The organism is Streptomyces turgidiscabies Car8, assembly GCF_000331005.1.
GTDB classification, from domain to species: Bacteria; Actinomycetota; Actinomycetes; order Streptomycetales; family Streptomycetaceae; genus Streptomyces; species Streptomyces turgidiscabies.
Window position 1 is genome coordinate 357,194 of record NZ_AEJB01000361.1, and the last position, 24,941, is coordinate 382,134.

Genomic DNA, 24,941 nt, shown 5'->3' on the forward strand with positions numbered 1-24,941 from the left:
TCACCGAACCACCATGCAGTTGGCGCCGACGCCAGAGGCGAAGGCGCACGAGGCCCGTAAGGAACCCCTCTATGACCGATGTGACCGTGGCCCCCGACGAGGCCACCCAGCTCCGCAACAAGGTCGTCGACCAGCTCAAGGAGGACGGCACGATCGTGTCACCCACGGTCGAGGCCGCCATGCGCAAGGTGCCCCGGCACCTAGCCGTACCGGAGGCGTCACTGGAGAACGCGTACAGCACGTACGACGCCGTGATCACCAAGGAGGACGAGCACGGCAATCACACCAGCTCGGTGTCCGCTCCGCAGATCCAGGCGATGCAGCTGGAGCAGGCCGGCATCCGCCCGGGCGACAACGTGCTGGAGATCGGCACCAACGGGCCGAACGCCGCCTACCTCGCGGAGCTGGTCGGGCCCACCGGTCAGGTCACCACCGTCGACATCGACCCCGCGCCCGCCGACCGAGCCAAGCGGTTCCTCACCGAGACCGGCTACGCGGGCGTCAACGTCGTCGTCGCCGACGCCGAGAACGGCCTTCCCGAGCACGCCCCCTACGACGCGATCGTGGTGACGGTCGGCGCCTGGGACATCCCGCCCGCCTGGATCGACCAGCTCAAGGACGACGGCCGGCTCGTCGTGCCGCTCCGCATCAACGGCCTGACCCGCACGTACGGGTTCGTCCGGCAGGCTGACCACCTCGTCGCCACCAGCGCCCACGTGTGCGGTTTCGTGGCGGCACAGGGCGCCGGCTCCCACGCGCAGCAGGTCATGCAGTTCCCCGGCGAGGAGGGCGTGACGCTGCGCTTCGACGAGGGCTTGCCCGCCAACCCGTCGCTGCTGGACGGCGTCCTGAACAGCGCCCGCGCCGAGACGTGGACCGGGGTGACCGTCGCCAGCCAGGAGCCCATCGGCACCCTCCAGATGTATCTGTCCACGCAGGTCCCGACGTACTGCTTCATGTCCGCCGACCCCGAGTTGACCACCGGCAGGATCGGTCCCACGGGCAGCAGCTGGTCCATGGTCGCCATCGACGGGCCGCACTTCGCCTACACCGTCGTGCGCCGCGACACCGAGAAGAAGACCGCAGAGTACGGCGTCCACGCCTTCGGACCCGACGCGGCCGAGTTCGCTGAGCGAATCGCCGACATCCTCCGCACCTGGGGCGAAAAGGTCCGCGGCAATGACGGGCCACGCATCGCCGTCTACCCGGCGGGCACGCCCGATGACCGGATCACCGGCGACCGGATCATCGACAAGAGGCACAGCCGGATTTCGATCTCCTGGCCGACCGTCTGAACCACGGCGCTGGGCCAGGGCGTTCTGCACCATCCCATCGGACAAAGAGAGTGATGACATGACCACCGCCGTACTGCACAGCGTCCCCGCCCCGGTCGGCCTGCCGGCCGACGCCCTCGCCGACGACGACTTCGAGCTCGACATCCGGGTCGTCATCTCCGAGAGTCCCCTCACCGTCCTCATGTGCCCCACCAGCGACGGCTGCGGCAACACCTGCGTGAACGGGGCCAGCGCCTGCCAGTCATCCATCGAAGACGCCGCCTGACACGCGGCGTCCGCCGGGGCGGCAGCCGATCATCGCTGCCGCCCCGGCACCACCCGTCCGCGCACCCCACAACAGGAAGGGACACCGGTGGCCCACGGAATACCCCTCACGTATCAGTGGCAGCCCGGAATGCTGCTGCGCGCCTCCACCGCTTCCCGGCCGATCCCCGTGCCGGACTTTGACCTGCACGGCGACGACGCCACGATCCGCGGTCGGCGGTGGCTGGAGGAGGTATGGCGCGCTCCAGTGCCGACGGCGCTGTCCGCGGCCAGCCCCGTCCTGTGTCAGCGTGTCGCCGAGATCCTGAACGGCACCGTCACCGACGACCGCCGTATCAGGCGGGCCGTCCGGTCTGTTGCCGCGTACCTCCTGCGGTGGAACCACCGGCCCACCCCGTTCGGGGTATTCGCCGGCGTCGCTCCCGCTGAGCCCGCTCAAGCCGCCCACATTCTGTGGGGTGAGGGGTACCGGACTGCTCTGCGTCCTGATTCCGACTGGCTGACGGACGTCATTACCCGCCTGGAGAGCCACCCCGCCCTGCTGGCCCGGCTGACGGTCGTGGCCAACAACACCGGCCGCTCCCGCGGCACCCGGCACGTGGTGGACGGGATGCCGACCGACGCGCACACCTCCGGCTACGCCCCCATCGAGCTGTCGGTCCGCCTCACCCGGCCCGTGGCCGCCGTGCTGGAGGCTGCCCGCACCCCGATCCCGTACGAGCTGCTCGTGCACCGTCTGTCCGGGCAGTTCCCCACCGCGCGCCCCGAGCAGCTCGCCGGCCTGATCTCCGACCTACTGAGCAAGCACATCCTGATCAGCAGCCTGTGGCCCCCGATGACGTCCGTCGATACGCTCGCCCACATATGCGATGAGCTGGAGAAAGCAGACGCCACCGGCATACCCGACAGCGCAGACCTGGCCTCCCAGCTCGCTTCGATCCGGGGAGGCTTGAAGCACCCGGACACCGTCGCCCCTTGGACGCTCGGCGACCCGCTGACGCAGAGCATGCAGCATGTGAGTGCCACCGGCCGCGTCCCGCTGCTGGTCGACGCCGCACTGGACTGCACCGCCCACATCCCCGAAGCCCTCCTGGCCGAAGCCGCCGAGGCCGCCCAGGTCATGCACCAACTGTCGCCTCATCCGTACGGGTATCCGCAATGGCGCGACTACCACCAGCGGTTCCTCGACCGGTACGGCAACGAGGCCCTCGTGCCCGTACTGGATCTGGTCGCGGACAGCGGCCTCTGCCTGCCCGCCGGCTTCCTGGGCTCCGAGCGCGCCCGCCCGCCATATGAGGTGACCGACCGGGACGAGAAGATCCTGCGCCTGCTCCAGGAGGCGATGCTCGACGGGAGGCGTGAGTTAGTCCTCACCCGGGCGACGATCGCCGACCTGACCGCCCACCACACCGAACCGCTACTGCCCGTGCCCCGGGCCGAGATCGCCGTGGAGATCCACGCCCCCACTCTGGATGCCGTGCAGTGCGGCGACTACCGGCTGCTGGTCACCGGCGCCCCCCGCCCCGGCAGCAGCATGCTCGGCCGGTTCGCGCACCTGCTCCCGCCGTCCGCTCAGACCGCGCTCACCGACTCGTACGCGACCGCCGGCCCCGGCGCCATCGCGGCGCAGCTGTCGTTCACCCCTCGCCGGCGCCGCAACGAGAACATCGCCCGCACCATGCAGGTCCTGCCCTACACCATCCCTCTCGGCCAGCACCACGAGCCCGGTCCCGGCGTGATCCCGCTCGACGACCTGGCGGTGACCGCCGATACCCGCCGGTTCTATCTGGTGCGCAGGTCAACGGGGCAGCACGTCGAGCCTCGCGTCACCCACGCGCTGGAAGCGTCCGTCCACACACCGCCGCTCGCCAGGTTCCTAGCGGAGATCACCACCGCCCGCAGCGCCGCCTACCGGGCGTTCACCTTCGGCGTCGCCGCCACCCTGCCCTACCTGCCACGCGTGCGGTACAAGCGGACGATCCTCGCGCCTGCCCGTTGGCTGCTGTCCGCCGAGGAACTGCCCGGCCGGTCCGCCCCCATGGCCGACTGGGACAAGGCACTGGCCCGATGGCGCGAACGGCTCCGCGTCCCCGATCACCTTGCTCTGGTCGAAGACGGCCAGCAGCTGCCCCTCGACCTCGACCAGCACATCCACCGAGCACTGCTGCGCGCCGGCGTGGACCGCAACCGCGTTGTCGAACTGCGCGAAAGCACCACTGCGCGGGACTGGGCATGGATCGGCCGCCCCCACGAGCTCCTGATCCCACTGGCGAACTCCACCCCCGCCGACCAGCCCCGCCTGCCGGAGCCGGCTGCCGCCACCGGGACGCCCAGCCAGCCCACCGTCCTGCATGCCCGGCTGTTCGCGCACCCCCAGCGCTACGACGAGATACTGACCGGCCACCTGCCCACTCTGCTCGACCAGTTCGCCACCATGCCGCTGTGGTGGTTCAGGCGCCATCGCGACACCACCCGCCCGGCCTCCGACCAGCATCTGGATCTGTACCTTCGCCTCCCCGATCCAGCCGCCTTCGGCGCAGCAGCCCAACAGGTCACCGCCTGGGCAGACGCCCTCGGCAGCCAACATCTGGCGAGCCACCTGGAGTTGACCACCCACCCGCCGAAGTCCGGCCCGTACGGGCATGGCTCCGCTCTGGACGCCGCGCACCTGGTGTTCGCCGCGGACTCGGCCGCCGGCGTGGCGCAGATCCGTGCCGCCGCGGATGACGCCGCCACCGGGCAGGCCCTGACCGCCGCGAGCATGTTCGACCTGACGGTGCGCTTCACCGGCGACGCAGATCAGGCGTCGGACTGGCTGACCCGCACGCTCCCTCAAGAACGCGGCCCTCTCGCCCGGGAGCGCGTCACGCTGGCCCTGGCCCTGGCCGATCCCGAGCACACTGCCCTCCAAGCCCTGCCGGGCGGCCCCGCTGTCATCGCCGCCTGGCGCCAGCGCGCTGCCGCCCTGACCGCCTACCGGCAGCAACTGTCCACCGAGCGCAACGCCGACAGCGTGCTGCGGTCGCTGTTCCACGAGCACTGCGTGCGGGCGCTGCCCGTCGACCCCGATCACGAACGCGCCACCGGCAGGCTCACCCGAGCCTGCGCCCTGCGACACCGGGAGCGGCAGCCGTGACCACCGCACCAACCAGCCCAGCCGTGCTGGCGGACACCTTCGCCCGCCACCTGGCCACCCCCCTCCCGCCGCCCGAAGACCAGCCCTGGGCGGCGCAGGACCTGGCCGCCGGCGCCGCAGGATCCGCGCTCCTGCACATCGAACGCGCCCGTACCAGGGACGGCACCTGGCAGCAGGCACACCCCTGGATCAAGACCGCCGTCGCCACCCCCGTCAGCGCCGCCGACAGCAGCGGCCTGTACCTGGGGGCACCTGCGGCAGCGTTCATGCTCAACTGCGCCGTCACCGCCGAGGCACCCCGGTACCAGGAAGCGCTGGCAGTCCTGGACCACCACGTGGCTCAACTCGCCCACCGCAGATGCGACGCAGCGCAAACTCGCATCCGCCACGGCCGTCCAGCCGGCTTCCACGAGTACGACATCTTCTACGGGCTCACCGGCATCGGCGCCTACCTGCTGCGCCGGTCCCCGTCCGGCACCGCGATGGCACGCGTCCTGGCCTACCTCGTACAACTGACCCGCCCCATCCGACACGGTGACCTGGGCGGGCTGCCCGGCTGGTGGGTCGATCACCAGCCCGACCTCACCCCGTCCACCGTCCCCGCCGGCCACGCCAACTTCGGCGCCGCCCACGGGATCACCGGCCCCCTGCTGCTCCTTGCCCGCGCCCTGCGCCAAGGCGTGAGCGTCGACGGCCAGGAAGACGCCGTCGACACCATCCTTCACTGGCTCGACACGTGGCGGCAGGACGGCCCCGCCGGTTCCTGGTGGCCCGAGCACCTCCACCTCGGTGAACTCCGCGCCGGCCGTCCCGTTCAACGCGACTCGGCACGGCCCAGCTGGTGCTACGGCACCCCCGGCATCGCCCGCGCCGGACAGCTCGCCGCCCTCGCCCGCCGCGACCCGGCGCGCCAGCGCCTGTACGAGGACGCCCTGGTCCACTGCCTGACCGACCCCGATCAGCTGTCCAAGATCACCGACGCCAGCCTGTGCCACGGCTGGGCGGGCGTCTACCAGACCGCCTTCCGCGCCGCCCACGACGCCGCCACCCCGGCCCTGCGCGCCACCCTGCCCGACCTGGCCGCCGCCCTGACCCAGCACGCCCAACCCGGCCGCGACCCCGGCCTCCTGCGAGGCGACGCGGGCACCGCTCTGGCCCTGACCACCGCAGCCCACGACGCCGCGCCGACCTCGGGATGGGACGCATGTCTACTGATCGACTGAACCAACCCTCCCGCCTGGACGCGACCCTGCACGCCGTCCTGGACGTCCTGGCCGGCACCGACACGGACACCGCCGCAGCCCGCGCCGGACTCGAACCCGCCGACCTGGACGCCGCCGTCACCGTCTACCAGCAGGCCGGGCAACAGGCCCTCGCCCAGCAGGCGGGACCCCCGGCATGGCGACAGCTGTACATCCAGTTCACCGACTGGGACAAGGCCGAGCAGACCGCCTCCGACCACCTCGTCCCCGTCCTGGACCTGGCCCAACAGGACGGTCTGATCACCGGGTGGTGGTTCATCCGTAAGCACCCGTGCTGGCGGATGCGGCTGCTCCCGGCCTTCGGGACGCAGCAGCTTCCCCTGGCGCTGGCCGACCTGCTCGACGAACTCACGGCAGCCGGACACATCCACCGCTGGTGGCCCGGCATCTACGAGCCCGAAACCGCAGCGTTCGGCGGCGACACAAGCATGACCATCGCCCACACCCTGTTCCACGCCGACAGCAACGCCATCCTCACCACCGGCCATGGCGAGCTGGGCCGCCGGGAGTTGTCACTGCTGCTGTGCGCGACCCTGATGCGCGCCGCCGGACTGGAGTGGTACGAGCAAGGAGACGTGTGGCACCGCGTCATCCGGGAACGTCCTCTTCCCTCAGACGTTCCGGCCGTCAAAGTCCACGCCATGGCCGACAGCCTCCGACAGCTGCTCATCGCTGACACCAGCCTCTCTGGCCCCATGCTCCAGTCGGTGCGCACCCTCAAGCCCGCCACCGACTGGGTGAGCGCGTTTCGGCAAGCCGGAAGAGACCTCGGCGCAGCCGCCCGGGACGGAGCCCTCGATCGGGGTCTGCGCGAGGTCATCGGCTACCACGTGATCTTCCACTGGAACCGGCTCGGCCTGCCCGCCCGTACCCAGAGCGTTCTCGCTCACGCGGCACATACCGCGATCCTGTATCCCGTTGAACCCCTGGAAAGGCCAATGCTGTGACCGCGCCTCCACAGGCCCCACAGGCCCCACAGGCAAGGCTCCGTCGGCTCTCCAGGAGGTTTCCGCTGGTCAGCCGGTCCCACCTCGTCTACCCCAGCTTCGCCGCCCGGATCGACGAAGTCCGCACCTGCGGAGACAAGTCGACGCAAGACGGACCCCTCCTCGACCGGATCAACCTCGCATGCGCCACCTGGAACCTGTCCGCGCTGATCGCCTCCGACTGCGGGCTGACCGACCTGGCGACAGACCTCTGCTTGCGTCAGCTCCGTCTCTTCCAGGCCGCATGGCCCGTCACCGGGGACACCGCCATCGCCAGCCTCCAGCCCACCGTCAACCTCGTACGACTGACCGCCCGAACGGGCGACCCGCATGCCGCCTATCAGCAGCTCATGAGCGTGCACCGCGCTGCACACGAGGGCGGCACCGTGACCGTCCACGGACAGCCCATCGACCTGACGGGCTTCACCACCGAAGCCACCTTGGACCACATCCAGCCCTGGCTCCACGACCTCCTGCTCGACGACGGAACCCGGCTCCTGGTCGCCGCCGGCCAATGGCGTCAAGCGGCAGAGCACGCGACCACCTACGACAAAGAACCCGAGCGGCTGCACGGCAGCAGGCAAGCGCACGTCGTGGCGAGCCTGCACACCGGCGCACAGGACGCGGCAAGCTCCCTGATCGACAAGACCACCATCACCGAACCGTGGGAGGAAGCCGTCGCGCAGATCCTCCGCCACTACGCCGACCACCTGGCGGGCCGCGCCACAGCAAAAGGGTTCGCCGCTACGGCACTCGCCGTGCGGGATGCCCTGGAGCCGGACTCGCCACACCTGCGCATGTTCCGGGTGCGGCTGATCCTGGCGGCGATCGACCTGACGCCGGAAGGCTGCGAAATCCTCGCACGCCCCCTGTACGACGCGATCGTCAGCGACACCACGCATGCGCGGGACGCGTACGCAGCACGCGAAATCCTCCGCCACCCCGCTCCACCGGCTGGCGGGTGGTCACGCCGCGAGCTGGAGGCGATCGTCCACGACGGCTGCCTCGACCGCGGCTCCCTGCCGGAATCGGTGCTGTCCACGATGATGCGGGCTGTCAGCACGGCTGAGGCGAGCCTCGCTCAGTGCCTCACTGAGGGGGGAGGTGTATCGCCGCGTGCGAGACGGCCAGGCGTCAGCTGATGCAACGACCGCCGATGCTCTGGAGGCGTGGGACGCGTGCGGCTCTCACCCGCCACACAAGCGCCGCTTCCGACCACACCTGAGTGCTTCCGGCCAGCAGGAGGCTGGCGCATCGGATGCGCCGCCAAGTCGCCTGTGTGGAGGCGCAAGCTACCGACGCGCCTCCCCGTCATTCCACCCCGCCAGCCCCTAACCTCGCGCGAATGGAAACCACCGTGACGCCCGTCACCGACCCCGCCGTATGGCGCGACGAGCTCGTGAACCGCCTCATCGACAGCGGCCACCTGCGCACCCCGGAAGTCATCGCCGCGTTCCGGGGCACCGATCGCCACCGGTTCCTCCCCGGTGTCGACCTTCAGAGCGCCTGCGTCGACGACGCCGTGGCGATCAAGCACGACGCGACGGGCGCGATGCTTTCTTGTATCTCCGCACCCTCCATCGTCGCCACCCAGCTCGAACAATTGGGCGCCCAGCCCGGCCACAAGATCCTCGAAGCCGGGGCCGGCACCGGTTACAACGCCCGGCTGCTGTCAGAACTCGTGGCCCTCGAAGGCCATGTGTGGACCCTGGATGTTGACCAGGACCTCGTCGACGGCGCGCGGAAGAACCTAGTGCAGGCCGGGGCCGTCAACGTCACGGTCGCGCTGGGCGACGGCGCTGCCGGTCTGCCCGAGCACGGGCCCTTCGACCGCATTCATTTCACAGTGGGCGCCGGCGACATTCCCGTACGGATTCTCGACCAGCTCGCCCCCGGTGGACGCCTGGTCATCCCGATGCGGATTCGCGGGAGCATCTCCCGCAGCTTCGCGTTCGAACGCGACGGCCAGACCTGGCGGACGGTCTCAACCGAGATGATGACGTTCGTCCCCCTGCGCAAGGGCGTCTGCAACGATGTCCGAACCATGGTCGACATGGCAGGTGAAGGCGATGTGCGCTTGGAGACTTACAGCGAGCAGAATGTCGACCGCGAGGCGATCCGCACGGTCCTGGACCAGCCCCCGGCCGAGATCTACACCAACGTGAAGTTCCGCAAGGGCGATGCCTATCAGTGGCTCTACCTGTATCTGGCGTATGTGTTGCCGAACGGCCTGTCCCGGATGCCGGGATCCCGCTCCGGCCTCATCCCGAATTTCGGCTGGGGCTCGATGACCGCACTCGACAATGACTCCTTGGCCTACCTCACGAAGCAGGAAGGCGAGGACGAGCACGGCACGTTCTGGCAGCTCGGTGTCATGGGCCACGGCCCGCGCGCCGCCGAACCTGCCGACCAGGTCGCCACCGAAATCAGCGAGTGGAACCAAACCTGGGGTAACAACTCGCCCGAACCCACCTTCCGCATGGCCGTCGGTGCCGCCCGCAACCGACTCACGGCCTCCGAGTCACGCTTCGTCATGGACAAGCCCTGCAGCCGTCTCGTCGTCGAATGGCCCCTCAGGAGTTGAGCCGGCGATGCCATCACAACAATGGAGAGAATTTCAGCCCGGCCGACCCGCATCACCGAGCATGCAGAGCAGCGGCATTTCCCGTTCTGGATCCCAACACCCTTGTGCAGCACGAATTTTTCACAGGCTTGTGACCTGAGAGTATCGATTACTTACCTGGTTTACCTGTAAAATCAACGCAGGCCGGAAACGGTCACCCGGGCGTCGCGGACAAGACGCTAAGACGACAAGTCTGCGCACCCGGAGGACACCGTGCCCGCCCTGTTTCCCGCCTTAGCTGGCGTAACGGCCTATCGCGGCCGTGCCTGGATCATCGAGGCCACCAGTTGCGCAGGCATCCCAACTCCCGCGGACTCGCCGGTCATCGCCGCTCAGCTGATCGGCCACGTGCGGTTTCTCGGGAACATACCCCCAGCAGAGACCCGCTTTCGTGAGCATCACCCTCTCCTTGGTCCTTGTGCTGGCCGTGATGGTGTGGCTACTGATCAGCAAAGGCGGCCTCAAGGCCGGCCATGCCGCAGCAGCCGTACTCCTCGGTTTCCATCTCCACGACAGCTCGCTCGCACCGTCCATCAGCAGTGTTGTGGCGAGCGTGGCCGAGACGGTCAGCAGGGTCCGCATATAGACCGGCCGCCGGGGCACCCCCGTGCGCCCGGACCGTACGCCGCCTCCCCCGTCGGCCGCGGTCCGGTCCGCGTGCCCCGGCGGCCACGCCCACCCGCGTCCCGGCATGGCCGCCACTGTTTGCGCACCTTGTGCCGGTGCGCTGCTCGCCCGGTCCCGGCCGGCCTTCCCGTCCTCCCTGTCAGGACCACGTTCCGCGAGGTCGCCAATGTCTGATCTGTCATGCCCGCGCCCACATGGTCACCGGCGTGGCCAGCGACGGCGTGCGCGCGGTGCCGAACCGCTGCGCACCGAGAAGGGCCTGCGGCTGCGGCTGCGGCTTCTGGTGCTCGTGCCCGCTCTCCTGGTCTCGGCGATCTTGTGCACGGCGGCTGCCGTCGGTACGACGGTCCGCGTCCATGGGGATGGCTGGATCATCGCGGCGGTGGTGGCAGCCACTGGTCTCGCCGTGCTGAGTTGCGCGGACTGGCTGGCGGTTCGCGTGGCGGCTGCGCTGCACCGGCAGCGCAGCGAGGACAGCGATTCCGTGCACGGCTGGCTGCGGCATTTCCAGTCCGGTGTGAACGAAGGGCGCAAGAGCATCAGCGATGCTCTGGAGCAGATCAACCGGGGCGAGCGGCCTTCCCCTCCCGACTTCGGCACACCGCAGGCGAAGTCCGACGGCAACCCGTGGAGCGAAACCGAGGCCGCGCTGCACCGGCTGCACGCCGAAGCGTGGCGGGCGGTGGCGAACGGGCGGCAGACGGAACTGACACAAGCGCTCGTCTACCTCGCCGGGGGCATGACCCTGCTGCTCGTGCGGGCGTTGGGCACCGTGTCCGAGCTGACCAAGCAGGTCCAGGACCCGGACGTGCTGTACAGCGTGTTCGAGGTCAACAATCTCCTCAAGCGGATGCGGCGGTCGGCGGGACGGCTGGCGGTTCTGGGCGGTGTGAAGGCACGCCAGCTGAACCAGCCGACCGGGCTGGTGGATCTGCTGCGTGGCGCGGCGGGGGAAATCGAGAAGTACCGCCGGGTCCGCATGCACACATCCTCTCTGGATGTACAGATACCGGGCTTCGCCGCACCCGATCTGATCCACTTGCTGGCCGAGCTGGAGGAGAACGCGACACTCTGTTCGCCGCCGGACAGCCAGGTCATCGTGCGCGCGACGCGGGTCACCGCGGGTCTGGCCGTGGAGATCGAGGACCGCGGCATCGGTATGGCCGAGGTCGAGCTCGACCGCCGTAACCGGATGCTGGCCGATCCCCAGGACTCGGACCTGGCCGAGCAACTCGCCCTGCGCCAGACCGGCCTGCTCGTGGTGGCCAGACTCGCCCGCCGGTACGGCATCCAGGTGAAGCTGCAGCAGAACCTCATGCACGGCACCACGGCGCTCGTGGTGGTGCCGAACAAACTCCTGCTCTGGCGGGACAAACCGGCGGCCCCCTCGGGGGCTCAACCTGCCGCACATGGTGGCGCTGCACCGGGCCCGGCAGCGCAATTCGCGGCCCGCCCCGTCCTCCAGCCGGCCGGAGGCCCCCGGCCCAGCCCGCCGGCCCAGGTCCCGGTTCCGGCCCAGGCCCCGGCGGGGTTGGCGGCATTGCCCTCCCGGGCTGGGCGGCGTGTCCCGGCACAGCAGCCCGTCGCTTCGTCAGTGGGTGCGGCGATGTCTTCGGAGGGTGCACCGCACGACGCTCGACCCAGGTTGCCGCAGCGGACACCGCAGGCAACCGTCCGTGAGTCTGAGGCTCCTGCCGTGCCGGATGCTGCCCCGGCCCCGACGGTGCTGCCGGATCCGACTTTCGTCAGCAACTTCGCCCAGGGCGTGCTTCGTGCGGAGCAGGCCCACGGGGCCGGCCTGCCCAATCGGCCCGCGGCACGGCCCTCCGACGGGAGCGCGGGCTAGCTAGCTGCCCGCTGCCGCGTCCCGTCCACATCCTTTGTGCCCGGATTCGTACCTGGGTACCGACCGTACGGCGTACGGAGATTCGGAGAATTCGATGACCACCGACTCGACGGCAGTCCAGCCGGAAGAGGTCCTGGTCCTAGACCAGGCTCTCAACGACCTGGCGGGGCTGCCCGAAGTGATCGGAGCCTTGCTCGCCTCGCAGGACGGCCTGCGACTGGCCCACGCGGGACCGGCGATGGACGGCACTCTGGCGGACCGTCTGGCCGCAGTGATCAACGGCATGTACTCCATCGCCCACGGGATCGACGACGGCAAGGGCGCGGTCGAGCAGGTCCTTATCAGGAAGAGCAGCTGGCTCCTGTTCATCATGAGCGCCGGATACCCGCCGGCCGCCGTGGCGGTGAACGCCGGACGTGATCCGGCCAAGGTCCAGAGCGTGTTGGGTGTACTGACCCGTACGAAAGCGGACGAGGGCGCCGTCGCTTTCGCCATGGTCGACCTGATCAACCGGATGGGCGAGCTGCTGGCAACACCAGCACGTGCGGGTGGGGACTCTTCCGGTGACGGCCAGTGAGATGGCGGCCACAGGCGGCCCGGCCTGGACCGTCGAGGACACCGAGGCCCCCAGCCTCTACGTCCTGACCGGCGGCCAGACCAGGCCCACGCACGACCTGCAGATCCAGACGCTGCTGTGGGCCGAGGGAGAACTGCCGCCCGGCCAGCCGCGGGAAGCCGAGCAGGCCGTGGCGTTGTGCCGGGGGCGGCCCCTGGCCGTCGCCGAGATCGGGGCCCTGATCGGGCTGCCCTTCCAGATCACCAGGATCCTCATGTCCCGACTGATCGACATCGGCGCGCTGAACACCATGAGCGCCACGGACTCCGCTGCCCTTCCCGACGTTGCTCTCCTGAAGGCCCTTAGCGATGCACTCCACAAGCTCTGATCTCTGGCTGTCACGCCTGTTCGACGGTGCGACGCCCACCTCCGTCAAGATCGTCGTCGCCGGCGGGTTCGGGGTCGGCAAAACCACGTTTGTGGGCGCCGTCTCCGAGATCGCCCCGCTGCGTACCGAGGCTGTGATCACCACAGCCTCAGAGGGCGTGGACGACCTCACGCTGCTGTTCGACAAGACGGCGACCACCGTCGGCATGGACTTCGGCCGGATCACCCTCCCGCAGCTGAACACCATCCTGATGCTGTTCGGCACACCGGGGCAGACCCGGTTCTGGTTCATGTGGGACGAGCTCACGCGAGGAGCCCTCGCCGCGGTTGTCCTCGTCGACACCCGCCGCCTCGACGAAAGCTTTCACGCGGTCGACTACTTCGAGCGGCTCGGTCTGCCCTTCCTGGTCGCCGTGAACGTCTTCGACGACGCCAGCCGCTACGACCCCGCCGAAGTCTCCTCAGCCCTGGCGCTGGCGGCCACGGTTCCGGTCGTGCTGTGCGATGCCCGCAAGAGAGCGGATGCCGCTTACGTCCTGGGCCATCTCGTCGACCACGTGCTCAACCTCTCGGATGTCTCTGCCCACCTTCTGCAAGGAGCAGCGCTGTGAATCCCCACGCTCCGTCCGGTCTCCTGACCGCCACCGGTCACGACGTTGACTGGCAGAGCCACCTGCCCGACCACTTCGACCCCGCGGCTCCGCCCGTGGGCGCGTTCGACGCCTTCGCCCAGCAGGTCGCCCGCGCGGCCGGCACCCCGTACGCCATGCTCAACTGGGTCGGCAGCCAGCAGTTCTTCATCGGCCTGGCCAACCCCACCGGAGGCGAACTGCCCGCGGTGGACCGCACCATGCCGCTGACCCACGGCTTCTGCCCGCACGTCGTCCAGCGCCGAGGCTCACTCGTCCTGACCGACGTCCTCGACTACGACGACTTCGCCGGCAACCCGGTCGTCGACGAGATCGGCGTCCGCATATACATAGGGGCGCCTCTCATCGACGAGCGCACCAACGACGTCTTGGGCACAATCTGCGGGGTCGGCACCGAGCCGCGACAGCGCTCGGAAGGCCGCGCGCTATGGACCCTCATCGATCACCAGCGCGATCTCTTCATGGCCGAGTTCTACCGGCGTACCAGCGCGTAGCACTGCCGTATTTCGCCAGGGCCGCACCGCAGTGGCCAGCCACGCAGGGAGAAGGGGAGTTTCACGATGCCCGCCACGAGCCCGTACCTGACTGACGATCACCACAGCCTCCGGGAACAGGTCAAGAGCATCGCGGACGCCGAGATCGCCCCCCGTGTCCCGGACATGGAATCCCGGGGCCCGCACACCGACCGTGAGTTGCGACCGATCCTGGGTCAGTGGCTCGGCCTGCTCATCGGCTCGGAGTGGGGCGGCAGGGACGCAGGGCACCTCGCCAAGACGGTCGCGGTGACGGAAGCCTCGCGTGTCAGCGGGGCCGCCGGAGCCATCCTCCAGGCATCGGTCCTCGGGTCCGCGCCGGTCATCGAGTACGGCAGCGACGAGATGCGGCGAAGATGGCTGCCCGCCATTGCCGACGGCAGCGTCTGGCCGAGCATCGCCGTCACAGAGGCCCATCACGGCAGTCACCTGCTGGACATGGACACCACCGCCCGGTTCGACGGCGGAGACCTCGTGATCGACGGTGCGAAGGAATTCATCGGCAACGCCGACCTCGCGGACATCCACTGCGTCGTGGTCCGGACAGGCGAGCGCGGCACCAAACGCGGCCTGACCGCGGTCCTGGTGGAGGCCGACAGGAACGGCGTCGACATCGTCCGCCAGCCCGCCAGCGGTCTGTACGGATTCTCCGTCGACCGCCTCTGCCTCGACGGCGTCCGCGTCCCGGAAGCCAACATCATCGGTGAGGTCGGCGCCGGCCGCGACGTCGCTCTGATGGCGTCGGTGGTCTACGGCCGGCTCAACCTCGCGGCCGTCGCGCTGGGCATCCACCAGCAGGCCCTGGACGTGACCACCACCTGGGTCTCGGAGAAACGCGAGCGCTACAACGGCCACCTGGCCGACGTGAAGATGGTGCGCCGCCGCCTGGCGAAGATGTCCTTCCGGCTGATGCAGGCCGAACTCGCCGCCTATCACGGCGCATATCTCCTGGACCAGGGAGAGCCGTGCGACCGATGGCTGTACAACGCCAAGCTCGTGAACAACCGTCACGGCGTTGCCTCCGCCGAGGACGCCAAGCAACTGCACGGCGGTCACGCCACACGGATCGGCAACCCGTGCGAGCGGATCCTGCGCGACATCCAGCTCATCAACGCCCCCGCGGGACCGGACGACATCCAGCTCAAGTACATCGCCGACGACCTGCTCGCCCCCGCCCGGCATCAGTGGTCCGCACAGCACGCCTCCCGCCGCCGCGCCGCTTGACACTCCCTTCGTTCCCCAAGACCGAGCCAAGACGCGCCGAATCGCGCCGCCATGCCGGCCGCTAACCGGCGTGTCCCGCCGCCTCGATCCCGAAAGTGCCGGACAGCGGTCTGGCCCAGACCGGTATGTCCGTCAACCCACAAGGACCATGACAGTGCGTCGGATCACGATCGTCACCTGCGACTTCGAACCCAGCGGCAACGGCGACCACACCAAGTGGTCGGCCATGCGCCGACGGCTGGCCACGCTGCACCCGGCGATGCGTTGCAGACAGGAGAACGTCGGTCATGGCCGCACCGGCCGCAGATCCGCCCTCTTCGGCGAGTCGAAGCACATCCGGCGTCGGCAGCGGTCCATCGAAAGGATTTCCCCCGTGAGCACCCGGCTTGCCCGCCCGCCCGCAACGCTTCTGCCCCTGACTCCCCTACAGCTGCGGATCGTGCGGAAGATCGCGTACGGCGCGGCCACGACCGCGATCGCCTCCGAACTGTCGCTCACCATCAGCTCGGTCAACGTGCAGGTGACCCTGTGCGGGCGCAAGCTCGGCGCGAGCGGCCGGGCCGCCGTCGTCCACGCCACCTTCGCCACCCACCAACTCCTGCGCCCGGAACGGGCCGACGCCCCCGGGGAGTTCTCGGACCAGCACATTGAGGCATGGCGCATGGTCGCCATCGGCGCAACATCCAGGGTCTATGCGCAGCGCGTCCACACCAGCCGAGGCGAGGCCCTGCGGCGGGTCACGGCCCTGCGCGAGTTCGTCGGCGCCGTCAATGCCCCGCACTTGGTCACCCTCGGCTGGGCGCACGGCCAGCTCGATGACTCCCTCACCAAGATGGCCACCGGTCACCTCCTTCGCGCCCCGGTACGTGCCGGGGCGCGACGGCGGCAGGGGAGGGGAAGGCCGCTGGCAGAACACCTCACCCGTACTCCACCGCCCCAGCAGCACCAGCACGTTGCCATCGGTCCGGATCAGACCGCAGGCGCCCCGCACCGGCTGTTTCCTGTTCGCACGGGCCTGGGTGAGCTGGATGGATAGCACGGAATGGAGTCGTGGGCTGACGGCTGACGTCCTGGAAGAGCAGTACGGATTCACCGTCGTGTCGGTACAAATCACCAAGTTGAGCAGGAAAAGGGCCAGTCGGCACGTCGTCACCGACGAGGGAAGGCGGCTGTTCGTCAAGGAGTATCACTCCACCACCGGCCGGGACGCCGCACGCGTCGCGCTCGACACATCCCAGCACTGCCGGGCCGCGGGGCTTCCCGTCCCCCTCGTACAGCCCGACAAGGACAACTGCCTCATGACGGTCGCGCGGGGCAGCGCCTGGAGCGTGACCGACGAAGCACCCGGCCGCGTGTCCACCTCGGCGATGACGCGCCCCCTCGCCGAGCACACCGGCACCGTACTCGGGCGCATGCACCGGGTCCTGACCGCCTACCCGCCGCCCGAACACGTCCAGCCCAGCCCCTGGCGCACCGAACCAACCGAAAACGCGCACGCCCAGTGCGCCACCGTGCTGAGCAACGCCGCCCGCCACCAGTGGACACACGACGGACAACTGCACGCCGACCTCGACCAGCGCCGCGATGACCTCGACCGCCACGTCCTCCGGCTCCGCCAGCAGTTACCCAACGCCCTGGTGGAACAGGCACTGCACGCCGACGCGGGACGCACCAGCCAACTGGTCCTCGCCGACCAGGTCACCGGCATCATCGGCTTCCGAGGCGCCCGGGGCACCACCGCCTGGGAACTGGCGCGCGTGGCATTCGACCCGCGCACCGTCTCCACCAGTCCCGACTGGATCACCTGCGCGCTGACCCTGCTCGACGCATACCACCTCGCCAACCCCGCCCTCCCCCTTCCCGACTTACAGGCGTGCGCCCGAATCGCCCTGCTGGACCTGCTCTTCGACTTCGAGGGTGCCCCGACCGCCGCGTACAACCAGTGCGAGCTGGAGCAGGCCATCCAGCAGCGGGAGTGGAGCGAGCGCCAGACCACCATCCGGCGTCTGCTGGAACACCTTGACGACCTCGACGACGCCCTCGACGAATTCGGATTCGGAGCGGAAACGGGCGGGCCATGACGAGCCCGCCCGCCGCCCACGCCCAGCTCCGCCACCATCCGCAACTCATCGACAAGTGGGACGACTTGGCCGCAACACGATCGGCCCGCACCATGTATGTACGGCCCAGCCTCCTTACACCAGCCTCCTCCTCAGCGGCTCACGGACCACGCCCCGGCCCTGGCCGGAGCCGGGCCACGATGACGATCCGTACGGGCACATCACCCGCCGGCGAGCACCCCGCGCCCGAAGAAAGCATGCGGAACGAGGAACTGCGGTTCGGCATCCCGGGTGATCGCCGGATCCTGGCCGCCCAGACAGCCACCGGCCGGGTCATGGCCCACCGCCGGTCCCAGCTGATCCGCCGCTCTGTCCGCCGTCCGATCCAGGCCCTCGTATGACCGGCCGCCCGGAGGGCCGGCCGGCCTTCAGCCTCTCCTTCGACCCCCGTGCCCTGACAGACCTGCTCCAGGCCCCAGGGGACATCCGCGACCTCGCCCTCGCCCAGCTCCAGGACGTCGTCAACGCCCGCCTGTTCGGCATCGGCCTCACCGGTGAACTCACGGGCTGCCGCAAGCTGTACGTCGATCACCGGCAGGCGTGGCGCACCGTCTACATTCAGCGCCCGACACCCGCGAACCTCACACACCGTGCCGAAATCCACGTCGTCGCCGTACGCCCGCGCGACAAACAGGATGTGTACAACGCCGCCCGCGCCCGCCTCGGCATCCCCCAGCCGCCAGCGGAAAAGCGGCCTCCCCCTGCACACACCCAGCGCGCGCGGCTGGACGCACATCGCCCGATCCGCAAACCTGCCCCGCCACTGCGCCCCGTGCCCGCCCACCCCCACCCCGGTGCGGATGAGATCACCCGCCCCGCCGCACCTACGCTCCCCGACCCGGACCCCGGCCTCGGTCCAAGACCCGACATGTGTCCCTCATCGCCTGGCACAGCTCGTGACCAGCCCCGTTCGTCAACACCGATTCCGCCCTCTGGCGACGGCGAAACCGGCGCACACCGCGAACGGCGTTCCCGAGACCCGGCTGCCTCCACCGCGGCTATCGCGACCGGTGGCGACGCCGGGTGCATGAGCGGCGCGAACCAACTCCCTTACCCACGGCGCTCTCAGGCCGAAGACATCGTCGGCACCAACGCCTCCCCACGCACCGACGCCGACCAGGCCGTCCGCGTCACGAGAGGACCGTCCACGGCGCCCCGCGCTGAGCTGCCCGCCCCGGCCTCACCCCCGACCAGACCGCGCCGGGTCTGGCGCCCGCCCGCCACACCGATCGCGTCCTGGCAGACAGCACGCCACATCCAGATCTACGCCTCCACCCTCGTCCCCGGCCCCTTACAGGCCCGTGAATACCGGGAAGCGGTCCGCAACTGTCCATGGGCCCGAGAAGGCGGCCACGACGAAGCCGACCTGCCAGGCGGTGTGAAGGCGACAGTCCTCCTCGAAGAGGGAGCCCTCCATCACCAGGTCGGCTCGCCCGATGTCATGTCCGCCCAGATCACCCACCTGATGGCACTCCTGAACCCCGGCACGGACGTGTCGCTCGGGCTGATCCCCCTCAGCGCCGCCCGCACACCGGCCGAACTCCCCCTGGAACCCTTCGTGATCCTCGACGACCACAAGGTCGTCCTGCCCCTCACCACCGTGCCCATCGTTCTCGAACAACACGCCCAGACCTTCCGCTACAAGGCCGCCTTCGCCCAACTGCACCACCTCGCCCTCACCGGAGCCACCGTCCACCACCACCTCTCCCGCCTCGTGAACAGCCCGATACCCGCCTGACCTCCACCACCAGGAAGGAAACCAACTCCCTTATGCACAGCAGCCGTTTGACGAGCGCCGCACTGCTCGCCCTCGCCGGCACCGCCATCACCCACACTGTCCTCACCCACCGCCGCCACCGCGACCGAACCGTCTTGGAAGCCGCACACCTCCACCAGCGCCTCCTCGCCGCACAGGTCGAACGCCCCGGCCTCCGGGCCATCTGGGGAAGCCTCGGCCCACTGGAGCCGGCCGAACGACGCCTCCACCTCCACCGCAACGCGTGGGTCTCGGCCTGGGAGGCGATGTTCCGCGTCGGGGCGCTCTCCGCGGACGGCGTCCACGGCGCGGCAATCTCCCTGTTCGCCACCCCAGACGGCCAGAAATGGTGGACCAGCGTACGGGGGACTCACGCGCCCAGGCGGCCGGCGACGCGTACACCCGCCGCTTCCACACCCTGGTGGACACCGCCTACCAGGACGAAACCGGAAACATCCTGCCCACCTTCCCCTCCTGGCCGGCAGGCCAGACCGCCACCGGCCAACCCGACACAGCGGGACCCTTTCCCTGAACCCAGCTGACCGCAGATCCTCCGCCCGAAGGCGTGCACCGCGCTCCATGACGACCCGGACGTCTTCGAGCAGGTCGTGCTGTGGGACACCGACGGGCCGAACTGGCTGATGCCACCCACCGCGATAACTCTCCGGGTACGCGGCACCGACAAACAACTCCCCACCGCTCAGGTCGATCCAGGCCGACGACGTCACCCGGTTCGCCGACAAGGTCAGGATCTGCCTGGCCCCCGACGGATGGGTGGGACGGAAGCTGCCGGTCCTCGCCATCGGCATGGACTGCGACAGCTACGTCGACCCCGACCACATGCCGCACCGTGCCGAAGACCGCTCCTGCCACTCCCACCGCCGGCTGATGGCGGCAAGGACCGTCATGACCCGCACCGCCCTGATCGACCCCGACTCCACACCCCGCCAGCACCTCCAAGGAAGGCCATGACCATGCCTCGGCACATCACCGCCGTCAGCTGCAACTTCGAACGCAACGGCGACGGCGACTACAAGAAGTGGCTCGCCATGCATCAGCGGCTGGCACAGCTGCGCCCGACGATCCTGTGCAGGCAGGAGAACCCCGGTCACGCTCCCAGAGGAAGCGGCAACAAGCTGTTCAACGCCTCCAAGCGCATCCTCGGCGGCCTTGAAGGGGACCTGGGCCCCAAGTCGGCCACCGCGCTCTACTACGACCCGGACGTCTTCGAACAGGTCATGCTGTGGGACACCGACTGGCCGAACTGGCTGATGCCACCCACCGCGATGACCCTCCGGGTGCGCGGCACCGACAACATCGACCTGGTGGCAGGCTCTGCACACCTGTCCTACAACTCCCCAGCACTCAGATCGATCCAGGCCGACGACGTCACCCGGTTCGCCGACAAGGCCGAGATCTACCCCACGCCAGACGGCGAGGTGGAACGGAAACTGCCGGTCCTCGCCATCGGCATCGACTTCAACAGCTACGTCGACCCCGACCGCCTCGTTCCCGGGGAGCTGCCCATCCCCACCCTCGCGGAGATCAAGGATCCCCAGCACCGGGCGCACCGCAGCTACGAGATCTCCCCCGGCCGGCGGGTCATGGACTCCCTCCCGGACCGGACTCTGCTGACCGCCCATCTGGAGGACGCCGCCCGCCACAGCGCTCTCCTGCCCGGCGGACCCGGTCTGGCCGCGGTCGCGCCCACCGTGGACGCCTCGGAGAGCCACGGGCCGGCCCACCGGGTCGACCGCGTCGTCACCACCGACTTCCTGCTGCCCGCCGTTGTGCGTGTCGAGGTCGTCGACATGAAGGGTTTGTCCGATCACCACACCGTGGTCGTGACGTACGACCTCGACGCCGTCGTCGAGATCTACCGCGCCCGCTTCGGCCTCGCGACCTGACGCACCGGCCCGGCCCACCAGGCGCCGAGCGGCTTCAACGCGCGACGCGTCGATCTGCGCGCCCTGCGCACACCCTGCTCACACCATATGAAGGAGGCCCGTTGACCTGCGACTGCACTGAACTGCGTGTTGCCTGCTGGAACCTTGAGCACAATGGAGGCAGCGGCGCGATGCGTCGTCTGGCGCACCGCATCCTCGCCTCCTACAAGCCGCACATCGTCTTCCGCCAGGAACTGACCGGGGCCTGGGACCATGGCAAACGTGCCCTGTTCGAGGAGGCGACCGCGCTCGGCGGCCTGTTCCCGTTCATGGTCGCTCCACGCGAAGGCCGCAGCCGCAATCCGACCGGTGTGATGGTCGATCCGCATCTGTTCGAGATCGTCGCCCAAACCGATCACGATCTGCCGTGGAAGGCGATCTGCCACGTCCAGGTGCGCCTCAAGGGCTGCCCCAGGACACTTCATCTGGCATCCGGCCACCTGTGCCACTTCGATCCCGACCTGCGCGCCACCGAGGCCCGCCGGCTCACCACCCTGGCCGACCACGAACGCACCGCCCTGATGGGCATGGACGCCAACAGCTACCCGCACCGCACCGCCGACGAGGTCAGCGAGCCGCTGGTCTGGGCGGAGGTCGACGACCGGGTCCACTACCAACATCGCACGATTGAGCGAAATGGCGTACGTGTAAGCGATACACGCCCGAGCGAGATCCTCACCGGCGGCCCGAAGGCAGTCTTCACCGACCTTGCTCACCACGCCGGCACCGTTCTGCGGCAGCCCGGGGCTCTGGCCCCCACCGCCAGCCTCAAGCGCAAGAACCAGGGACCGCCGCAACGCATCGACTGGCTAGTCGCCACACCCGACTGGGCGCCGGCCCTCCGGCGCATCGAGGTCGTCGACAACGAGGACGTCCGCCGGGTGACCGACCACGCCCTCGTCATCGCCACCTTCGACCTCACCTCCGTGCACGGCATCCTCACCACCGCCGCGTAGCCCGGACGCCCCCGACACAAAGACGGGACCCTCCGGGCCCAAACCTTCGTCCGGCACCCGATGGACGCAGCTCCGGTGGCGGGCAGCGACGCTTCACCGCTGGACGAGCCTCTTCCGATCCCTCTCCCACATGACCGAGGAACAGACCGATAATGGACCCGCTCAAGACCCCTGCACCGCTGTTCGCACACCAGCAGGAAGCAGTGGAAACCCTCTCCAAGAGCCTGGTCGACTCCAGCAGGGTCACCGCAGTGATGGCGTGCGGGACAGGCAAGACGCGGGTAGGCGCAGAAGTCGCGGGCCGCGTCGCCGACGCCGGTTCCCAACGCCGCCTGGTGGTTGTTCCCACCTTGGAACTGGTCCGGCAGACGATGACGGAATGGGCACGTCAACTCGGTCGGCACCGGCTAGGGCGCGTCATCGCGGTCTGCTCGGACAGCGAGGTCCTCTCCGCCCAACGCACCGGACTGCAAGGCGAACTCGCTGACACCGACACCCAAGTCGCCAACGAAGCCGCCCAGTTAGCCGATCTCGCCGCAGGCCCCGGTGCAGTCACCGTCGCGTGTACCTACGCCAGTCTCCACATCCTGGCCCAGGCCCAGGCCCAGTACCGCATGGCGCCTCCGGACATCGCCGTGATCGACGAAGCCCACCGCACCGCAGGCACCGCAGGAAAAGCCTGGGCGGCCATCCACTACGACGACATCATCACGGCGCGACGCCGCCTGTATCTCACCGCCACTCCCCGAATCCTCGACAACGAGGGCGACGACGTCATCAGCATGGCGGACGAGCGCCTGTACGGTCCGGTCGCCTACCGGCTGCCCTTCGCGACCGCCATCGACCTCGGCCTGCTGGCCCGCTACCGCCTTGTGGTCCCCGTCGTCACCAACAGTGAGGCCCATCAACTGCTCGGCCGGGACGACGCCTTCCTGCGCATCGGCAGGACCGCCGTAGCGGCCCCCATGCTTGCCAAGCAACTCGCTGTGCTGCGCGCCGCCCACGAACACGGCATCCGCCGCATGATCACCTATCACGCCACCATCGCCGAGGCGAAATGGTTCGCCACCCTCCTGCCTCACGCCCACGCCCTTCTGCCCCCCGACCAGCGCCCTACGGCTTTGGCCGCCGAGCACGTCCACGGCCGCCAGACAACCGCCGAGCGGCGAAGGGCGCTGGACAAGCTCGCCAGACAGGAAGACGGCTTGGTCGTCGTCTCCAACGCCCGCGTCCTGTCTGAAGGAGTCGACGTCCCCGCCGTGGACGCCGTCTGCTTCCTCTGCCCGCGCAGCACGATCGACACCATCCAGGGGACCGGCCGAGCCATGCGGCTCACCGATCGCAGCACACCCAAAACAGCGACCATCATGGTGCCGGTCTTCCTCCAGGAGGACCAGGACCCCGAATCCGCTCTGAGCTCCACCCCCTTCAGCGCGGTCTGGCAGACGGTCCGGGCCCTCGCCTCACACGACGAGACGCTGCACCGGCACCTCGAAACCGCCCGCCGGTCCCTGGCCACCCCCACCGTTGGGGGAAGGGTCCGTCTCGGTGCCAGCACCGAGAGCGAGCTGCCCGACTGGCTGTCCGTCACCGGTATTCCCGTCCCTCCGGACTTCGCCGACGCCATCACCGTGCGGACCGTACGCGCGGCCACCACCGTCTGGCCCGAATACCTCCAGGCCGCCGAAATCTACCGGGGCGAACACGGCGACCTCCGTGTCCATGACGACTACCGCACTTCCACCGGACTGGGCCTGGGCCGTTGGGTCGCCTACCTGCGCAAACTGCACCAGCTGGGAAAGCTCTCTCCTTCCCAGATCGAGGAGTGGGAGGCCGTCGGGATGACGTGGTCAGTTCCCGAGCAGAAACTGCAGGAACTGATCCACGAGTTGAGGGAATTCAAGAAGGATTATGGGCACCTGAACGTCCCGAAGACCTACACAGCCAAGAGGGGAGACCGCGAGTACACGCTCGGCAATATATGCGCCACCCTGCGCACTTCCTACAGCAACGGCCAAGTTCCAGAAGCCAAGGTCGAGGCGCTCAACGCGGAGGGATTCATCTGGGACAGGGCAGAGTATGTCTGGAATCAATTCGTCTCAGATTGCCGCGAGTTCATGATCTGGAACGGCCACCTCGACATACCCCAGACGTACGCCCTGCGCGGTCGGAACATCGGTCAGCAGGTCTCCAGCTTCCGCTCCCACCCGGACCGCCTGACTCCCGAGCAGCACAAGACACTCGACCGCATAGGTCTTGTCTGGGACTCGCTGCAGTACCGCTGGGACCTGCACATCAAAGTAGTCGCCGAGTTCAAGTCCCGGCACGGGCACCTGAACATCCCGGGCAGCTACATCATCGAGAAGCCGATCCTCCTTCGCCCACGCATCTGGATGAACACCTGCGTCCAGAAGTACCGGCGGGGCAAACTCAAGCCAGAGCGGCATCAGCAACTAATGGCCCTCGGAATGGAGTTCCCGGAGAAAAGAGCGTGACCATCGCCCACAGGACGTTGAGGCGCCGGCGCGCGAACTCAAGCAGGGCCTGCTTGAGCCCTTCCCCCTCGCTGCGCTTGCGTTGGCGGTAGGTCTTGGAGGCGGGACAGGTTGTGATGCTGACCGTCGCCGAAATACATGCTCCGCAGCAGCCCGCGGTGATAGCGCCTGGACCTGCACAGGTTCCCGCTGACACCACCGGAATCGCGGAGCTCCGGGCGGCCAAATCCTGTGAGCCGGCGAACCGGGCGTATCAGTGACAGCCATACACAGAGCCCC

23 protein-coding genes and 2 pseudogenes are annotated in these 24,941 nt (G+C 69.0%); 24 read left to right on the forward strand and 1 reads right to left on the reverse strand.

Annotated elements, in window-relative coordinates:
• Window positions 1-71: 71 nt before the first annotated feature.
• From fxlM (STRTUCAR8_RS25645) to STRTUCAR8_RS25755, 24 genes and pseudogenes are all read left to right on the forward strand, one after another.
• Complete coding sequence (gene fxlM, locus STRTUCAR8_RS25645; protein WP_006378734.1) at window positions 72-1,295, forward strand: methyltransferase, FxLD system; 1,224 nt, start codon at window positions 72-74, stop codon at window positions 1,293-1,295.
• 58 nt (window positions 1,296-1,353) lie between these two features.
• A complete protein-coding gene (locus tag STRTUCAR8_RS25650) occupies window positions 1,354-1,560 on the forward strand; it encodes an FxLD family lanthipeptide (RefSeq protein WP_006379227.1) in 207 nt (68 codons plus the stop codon).
• 87 nt (window positions 1,561-1,647) lie between these two features.
• Window positions 1,648-4,695, forward strand: a complete 3,048-nt coding sequence (locus tag STRTUCAR8_RS25655) for a lantibiotic dehydratase (protein ID WP_006378945.1) — start codon at window positions 1,648-1,650, stop codon at window positions 4,693-4,695.
• On the forward strand, window positions 4,692-5,918 hold the full coding sequence (locus STRTUCAR8_RS25660; protein WP_006379019.1) for a lanthionine synthetase C family protein: 1,227 nt from the start codon (window positions 4,692-4,694) through the stop codon (window positions 5,916-5,918). Before STRTUCAR8_RS25655 ends, STRTUCAR8_RS25660 begins: the two co-directional genes overlap by 4 nt.
• Window positions 5,900-6,904, forward strand: coding sequence for a thiopeptide-type bacteriocin biosynthesis protein (locus STRTUCAR8_RS25665; RefSeq protein WP_006379081.1), 1,005 nt, complete (start codon window positions 5,900-5,902; stop codon window positions 6,902-6,904). The genes STRTUCAR8_RS25660 and STRTUCAR8_RS25665 overlap by 19 nt, the downstream gene beginning before the upstream one ends.
• Window positions 6,901-8,085: a hypothetical protein gene (locus STRTUCAR8_RS25670; RefSeq protein WP_006379191.1), complete on the forward strand. Its 1,185-nt coding sequence runs from the start codon at window positions 6,901-6,903 to the stop codon at window positions 8,083-8,085. Before STRTUCAR8_RS25665 ends, STRTUCAR8_RS25670 begins: the two co-directional genes overlap by 4 nt.
• 203 nt (window positions 8,086-8,288) lie before the next feature.
• The gene (fxlM, locus tag STRTUCAR8_RS25675) at window positions 8,289-9,527 is read left to right on the forward strand and encodes a methyltransferase, FxLD system (protein ID WP_044472821.1); all 1,239 of its coding nucleotides are present in this window, start codon (window positions 8,289-8,291) and stop codon (window positions 9,525-9,527) included.
• Between the two features lie 430 nt (window positions 9,528-9,957).
• Complete coding sequence (locus STRTUCAR8_RS25680; protein WP_006379283.1) at window positions 9,958-10,152, forward strand: hypothetical protein; 195 nt, start codon at window positions 9,958-9,960, stop codon at window positions 10,150-10,152.
• Between the two features lie 207 nt (window positions 10,153-10,359).
• Window positions 10,360-12,039: a sensor histidine kinase gene (locus tag STRTUCAR8_RS48425; protein ID WP_006378627.1), complete on the forward strand. Its 1,680-nt coding sequence runs from the start codon at window positions 10,360-10,362 to the stop codon at window positions 12,037-12,039.
• Between the two features lie 94 nt (window positions 12,040-12,133).
• Window positions 12,134-12,616 (forward strand): roadblock/LC7 domain-containing protein, encoded by a 483-nt coding sequence (locus tag STRTUCAR8_RS25690; protein WP_044472822.1) that lies wholly within the window; start codon window positions 12,134-12,136, stop codon window positions 12,614-12,616.
• Entirely contained in the window at window positions 12,603-12,983 is a 381-nt protein-coding gene (locus STRTUCAR8_RS25695; RefSeq protein WP_006378744.1) for a DUF742 domain-containing protein, read from the forward strand. The genes STRTUCAR8_RS25690 and STRTUCAR8_RS25695 overlap by 14 nt, the downstream gene beginning before the upstream one ends.
• On the forward strand, window positions 12,964-13,593 hold the full coding sequence (locus STRTUCAR8_RS25700; RefSeq protein ID WP_006379151.1) for a GTP-binding protein: 630 nt from the start codon (window positions 12,964-12,966) through the stop codon (window positions 13,591-13,593). The genes STRTUCAR8_RS25695 and STRTUCAR8_RS25700 overlap by 20 nt, the downstream gene beginning before the upstream one ends.
• On the forward strand, window positions 13,590-14,126 hold the full coding sequence (locus STRTUCAR8_RS25705) for a GAF domain-containing protein (protein ID WP_006379243.1): 537 nt from the start codon (window positions 13,590-13,592) through the stop codon (window positions 14,124-14,126). The genes STRTUCAR8_RS25700 and STRTUCAR8_RS25705 overlap by 4 nt, the downstream gene beginning before the upstream one ends.
• 66 nt (window positions 14,127-14,192) lie before the next feature.
• Window positions 14,193-15,389: an acyl-CoA dehydrogenase family protein gene (locus STRTUCAR8_RS25710; RefSeq protein ID WP_006378910.1), complete on the forward strand. Its 1,197-nt coding sequence runs from the start codon at window positions 14,193-14,195 to the stop codon at window positions 15,387-15,389.
• 148 nt (window positions 15,390-15,537) lie between these two features.
• Entirely contained in the window at window positions 15,538-16,425 is an 888-nt protein-coding gene (locus tag STRTUCAR8_RS25715) for a helix-turn-helix domain-containing protein (RefSeq protein ID WP_107117894.1), read from the forward strand.
• Window positions 16,418-17,470: a phosphotransferase enzyme family protein gene (locus STRTUCAR8_RS25720; RefSeq protein WP_006378728.1), complete on the forward strand. Its 1,053-nt coding sequence runs from the start codon at window positions 16,418-16,420 to the stop codon at window positions 17,468-17,470. Before STRTUCAR8_RS25715 ends, STRTUCAR8_RS25720 begins: the two co-directional genes overlap by 8 nt.
• A gap of 179 nt (window positions 17,471-17,649) precedes the next feature.
• The gene (locus STRTUCAR8_RS25725) at window positions 17,650-17,850 is read left to right on the forward strand and encodes a hypothetical protein (protein ID WP_006378623.1); all 201 of its coding nucleotides are present in this window, start codon (window positions 17,650-17,652) and stop codon (window positions 17,848-17,850) included.
• Window positions 17,847-19,247 (forward strand): Scr1 family TA system antitoxin-like transcriptional regulator, encoded by a 1,401-nt coding sequence (locus STRTUCAR8_RS55780; RefSeq protein ID WP_006379263.1) that lies wholly within the window; start codon window positions 17,847-17,849, stop codon window positions 19,245-19,247. The genes STRTUCAR8_RS25725 and STRTUCAR8_RS55780 overlap by 4 nt, the downstream gene beginning before the upstream one ends.
• 32 nt (window positions 19,248-19,279) lie before the next feature.
• A pseudogene (locus STRTUCAR8_RS55785) lies at window positions 19,280-19,600 on the forward strand (DUF6082 family protein); the annotation flags it as partial.
• Window positions 19,601-19,611: 11 nt separating this feature from the next.
• Window positions 19,612-19,797 carry a hypothetical protein gene (locus tag STRTUCAR8_RS25735; protein ID WP_006379107.1) on the forward strand — a complete coding sequence of 62 codons (186 nt, stop codon included), beginning with the start codon at window positions 19,612-19,614 and terminating at the stop codon, window positions 19,795-19,797.
• A 242-nt stretch (window positions 19,798-20,039) separates the two neighbouring features.
• The gene (locus STRTUCAR8_RS53490) at window positions 20,040-20,237 is read left to right on the forward strand and encodes a hypothetical protein (RefSeq protein WP_006379098.1); all 198 of its coding nucleotides are present in this window, start codon (window positions 20,040-20,042) and stop codon (window positions 20,235-20,237) included.
• Window positions 20,234-21,172: a hypothetical protein gene (locus tag STRTUCAR8_RS25745; protein ID WP_006378981.1), complete on the forward strand. Its 939-nt coding sequence runs from the start codon at window positions 20,234-20,236 to the stop codon at window positions 21,170-21,172. Before STRTUCAR8_RS53490 ends, STRTUCAR8_RS25745 begins: the two co-directional genes overlap by 4 nt.
• Before the next feature lie 170 nt (window positions 21,173-21,342).
• Window positions 21,343-22,167, forward strand: a complete 825-nt coding sequence (locus STRTUCAR8_RS25750; protein ID WP_100247653.1) for an endonuclease/exonuclease/phosphatase family protein — start codon at window positions 21,343-21,345, stop codon at window positions 22,165-22,167.
• Window positions 22,168-22,319: 152 nt separating this feature from the next.
• A complete protein-coding gene (locus STRTUCAR8_RS25755; protein ID WP_006379129.1) occupies window positions 22,320-24,662 on the forward strand; it encodes a DEAD/DEAH box helicase in 2,343 nt (780 codons plus the stop codon).
• On the opposite strand, the pseudogene STRTUCAR8_RS54490 reads toward STRTUCAR8_RS25755, so the two are convergent.
• Window positions 24,598-24,880: pseudogene (locus STRTUCAR8_RS54490) on the reverse strand (hypothetical protein); the annotation flags it as partial. The gene STRTUCAR8_RS25755 and the pseudogene STRTUCAR8_RS54490 overlap by 65 nt on opposite strands.
• Window positions 24,881-24,941 lie beyond the last annotated feature (61 nt).

Bases quoted from the DNA above. Each gene is read 5' to 3' on its own strand.
- STRTUCAR8_RS25735 (WP_006379107.1), top strand. From the start codon at position 19,612: ATGGTGGACCAGCGTACGGGGGACTCACGCGCCCAGGCGGCCGGCGAC.
- STRTUCAR8_RS25700 (WP_006379151.1), top strand. From the start codon at position 12,964: ATGCACTCCACAAGCTCTGATCTCTGGCTGTCACGCCTGTTCGACGGT.
- STRTUCAR8_RS25720 (WP_006378728.1), top strand. From the start codon at position 16,418: ATGGATAGCACGGAATGGAGTCGTGGGCTGACGGCTGACGTCCTGGAA.
- STRTUCAR8_RS25755 (WP_006379129.1), top strand. From the start codon at position 22,320: ATGGACCCGCTCAAGACCCCTGCACCGCTGTTCGCACACCAGCAGGAA.
- STRTUCAR8_RS25725 (WP_006378623.1), top strand. From the start codon at position 17,650: ATGACGATCCGTACGGGCACATCACCCGCCGGCGAGCACCCCGCGCCC.
- STRTUCAR8_RS25750 (WP_100247653.1), top strand. From the start codon at position 21,343: ATGCGTCGTCTGGCGCACCGCATCCTCGCCTCCTACAAGCCGCACATC.
- STRTUCAR8_RS25745 (WP_006378981.1), top strand. From the start codon at position 20,234: ATGACCATGCCTCGGCACATCACCGCCGTCAGCTGCAACTTCGAACGC.
- fxlM (WP_044472821.1), top strand. From the start codon at position 8,289: ATGGAAACCACCGTGACGCCCGTCACCGACCCCGCCGTATGGCGCGAC.
- STRTUCAR8_RS25690 (WP_044472822.1), top strand. From the start codon at position 12,134: ATGACCACCGACTCGACGGCAGTCCAGCCGGAAGAGGTCCTGGTCCTA.
- STRTUCAR8_RS55780 (WP_006379263.1), top strand. From the start codon at position 17,847: ATGACCGGCCGCCCGGAGGGCCGGCCGGCCTTCAGCCTCTCCTTCGAC.
- STRTUCAR8_RS25650 (WP_006379227.1), top strand. From the start codon at position 1,354: ATGACCACCGCCGTACTGCACAGCGTCCCCGCCCCGGTCGGCCTGCCG.
- STRTUCAR8_RS25710 (WP_006378910.1), top strand. From the start codon at position 14,193: ATGCCCGCCACGAGCCCGTACCTGACTGACGATCACCACAGCCTCCGG.
- STRTUCAR8_RS48425 (WP_006378627.1), top strand. From the start codon at position 10,360: ATGTCTGATCTGTCATGCCCGCGCCCACATGGTCACCGGCGTGGCCAG.
- fxlM (WP_006378734.1), top strand. From the start codon at position 72: ATGACCGATGTGACCGTGGCCCCCGACGAGGCCACCCAGCTCCGCAAC.
- STRTUCAR8_RS25665 (WP_006379081.1), top strand. From the start codon at position 5,900: ATGTCTACTGATCGACTGAACCAACCCTCCCGCCTGGACGCGACCCTG.
- STRTUCAR8_RS25715 (WP_107117894.1), top strand. From the start codon at position 15,538: ATGACAGTGCGTCGGATCACGATCGTCACCTGCGACTTCGAACCCAGC.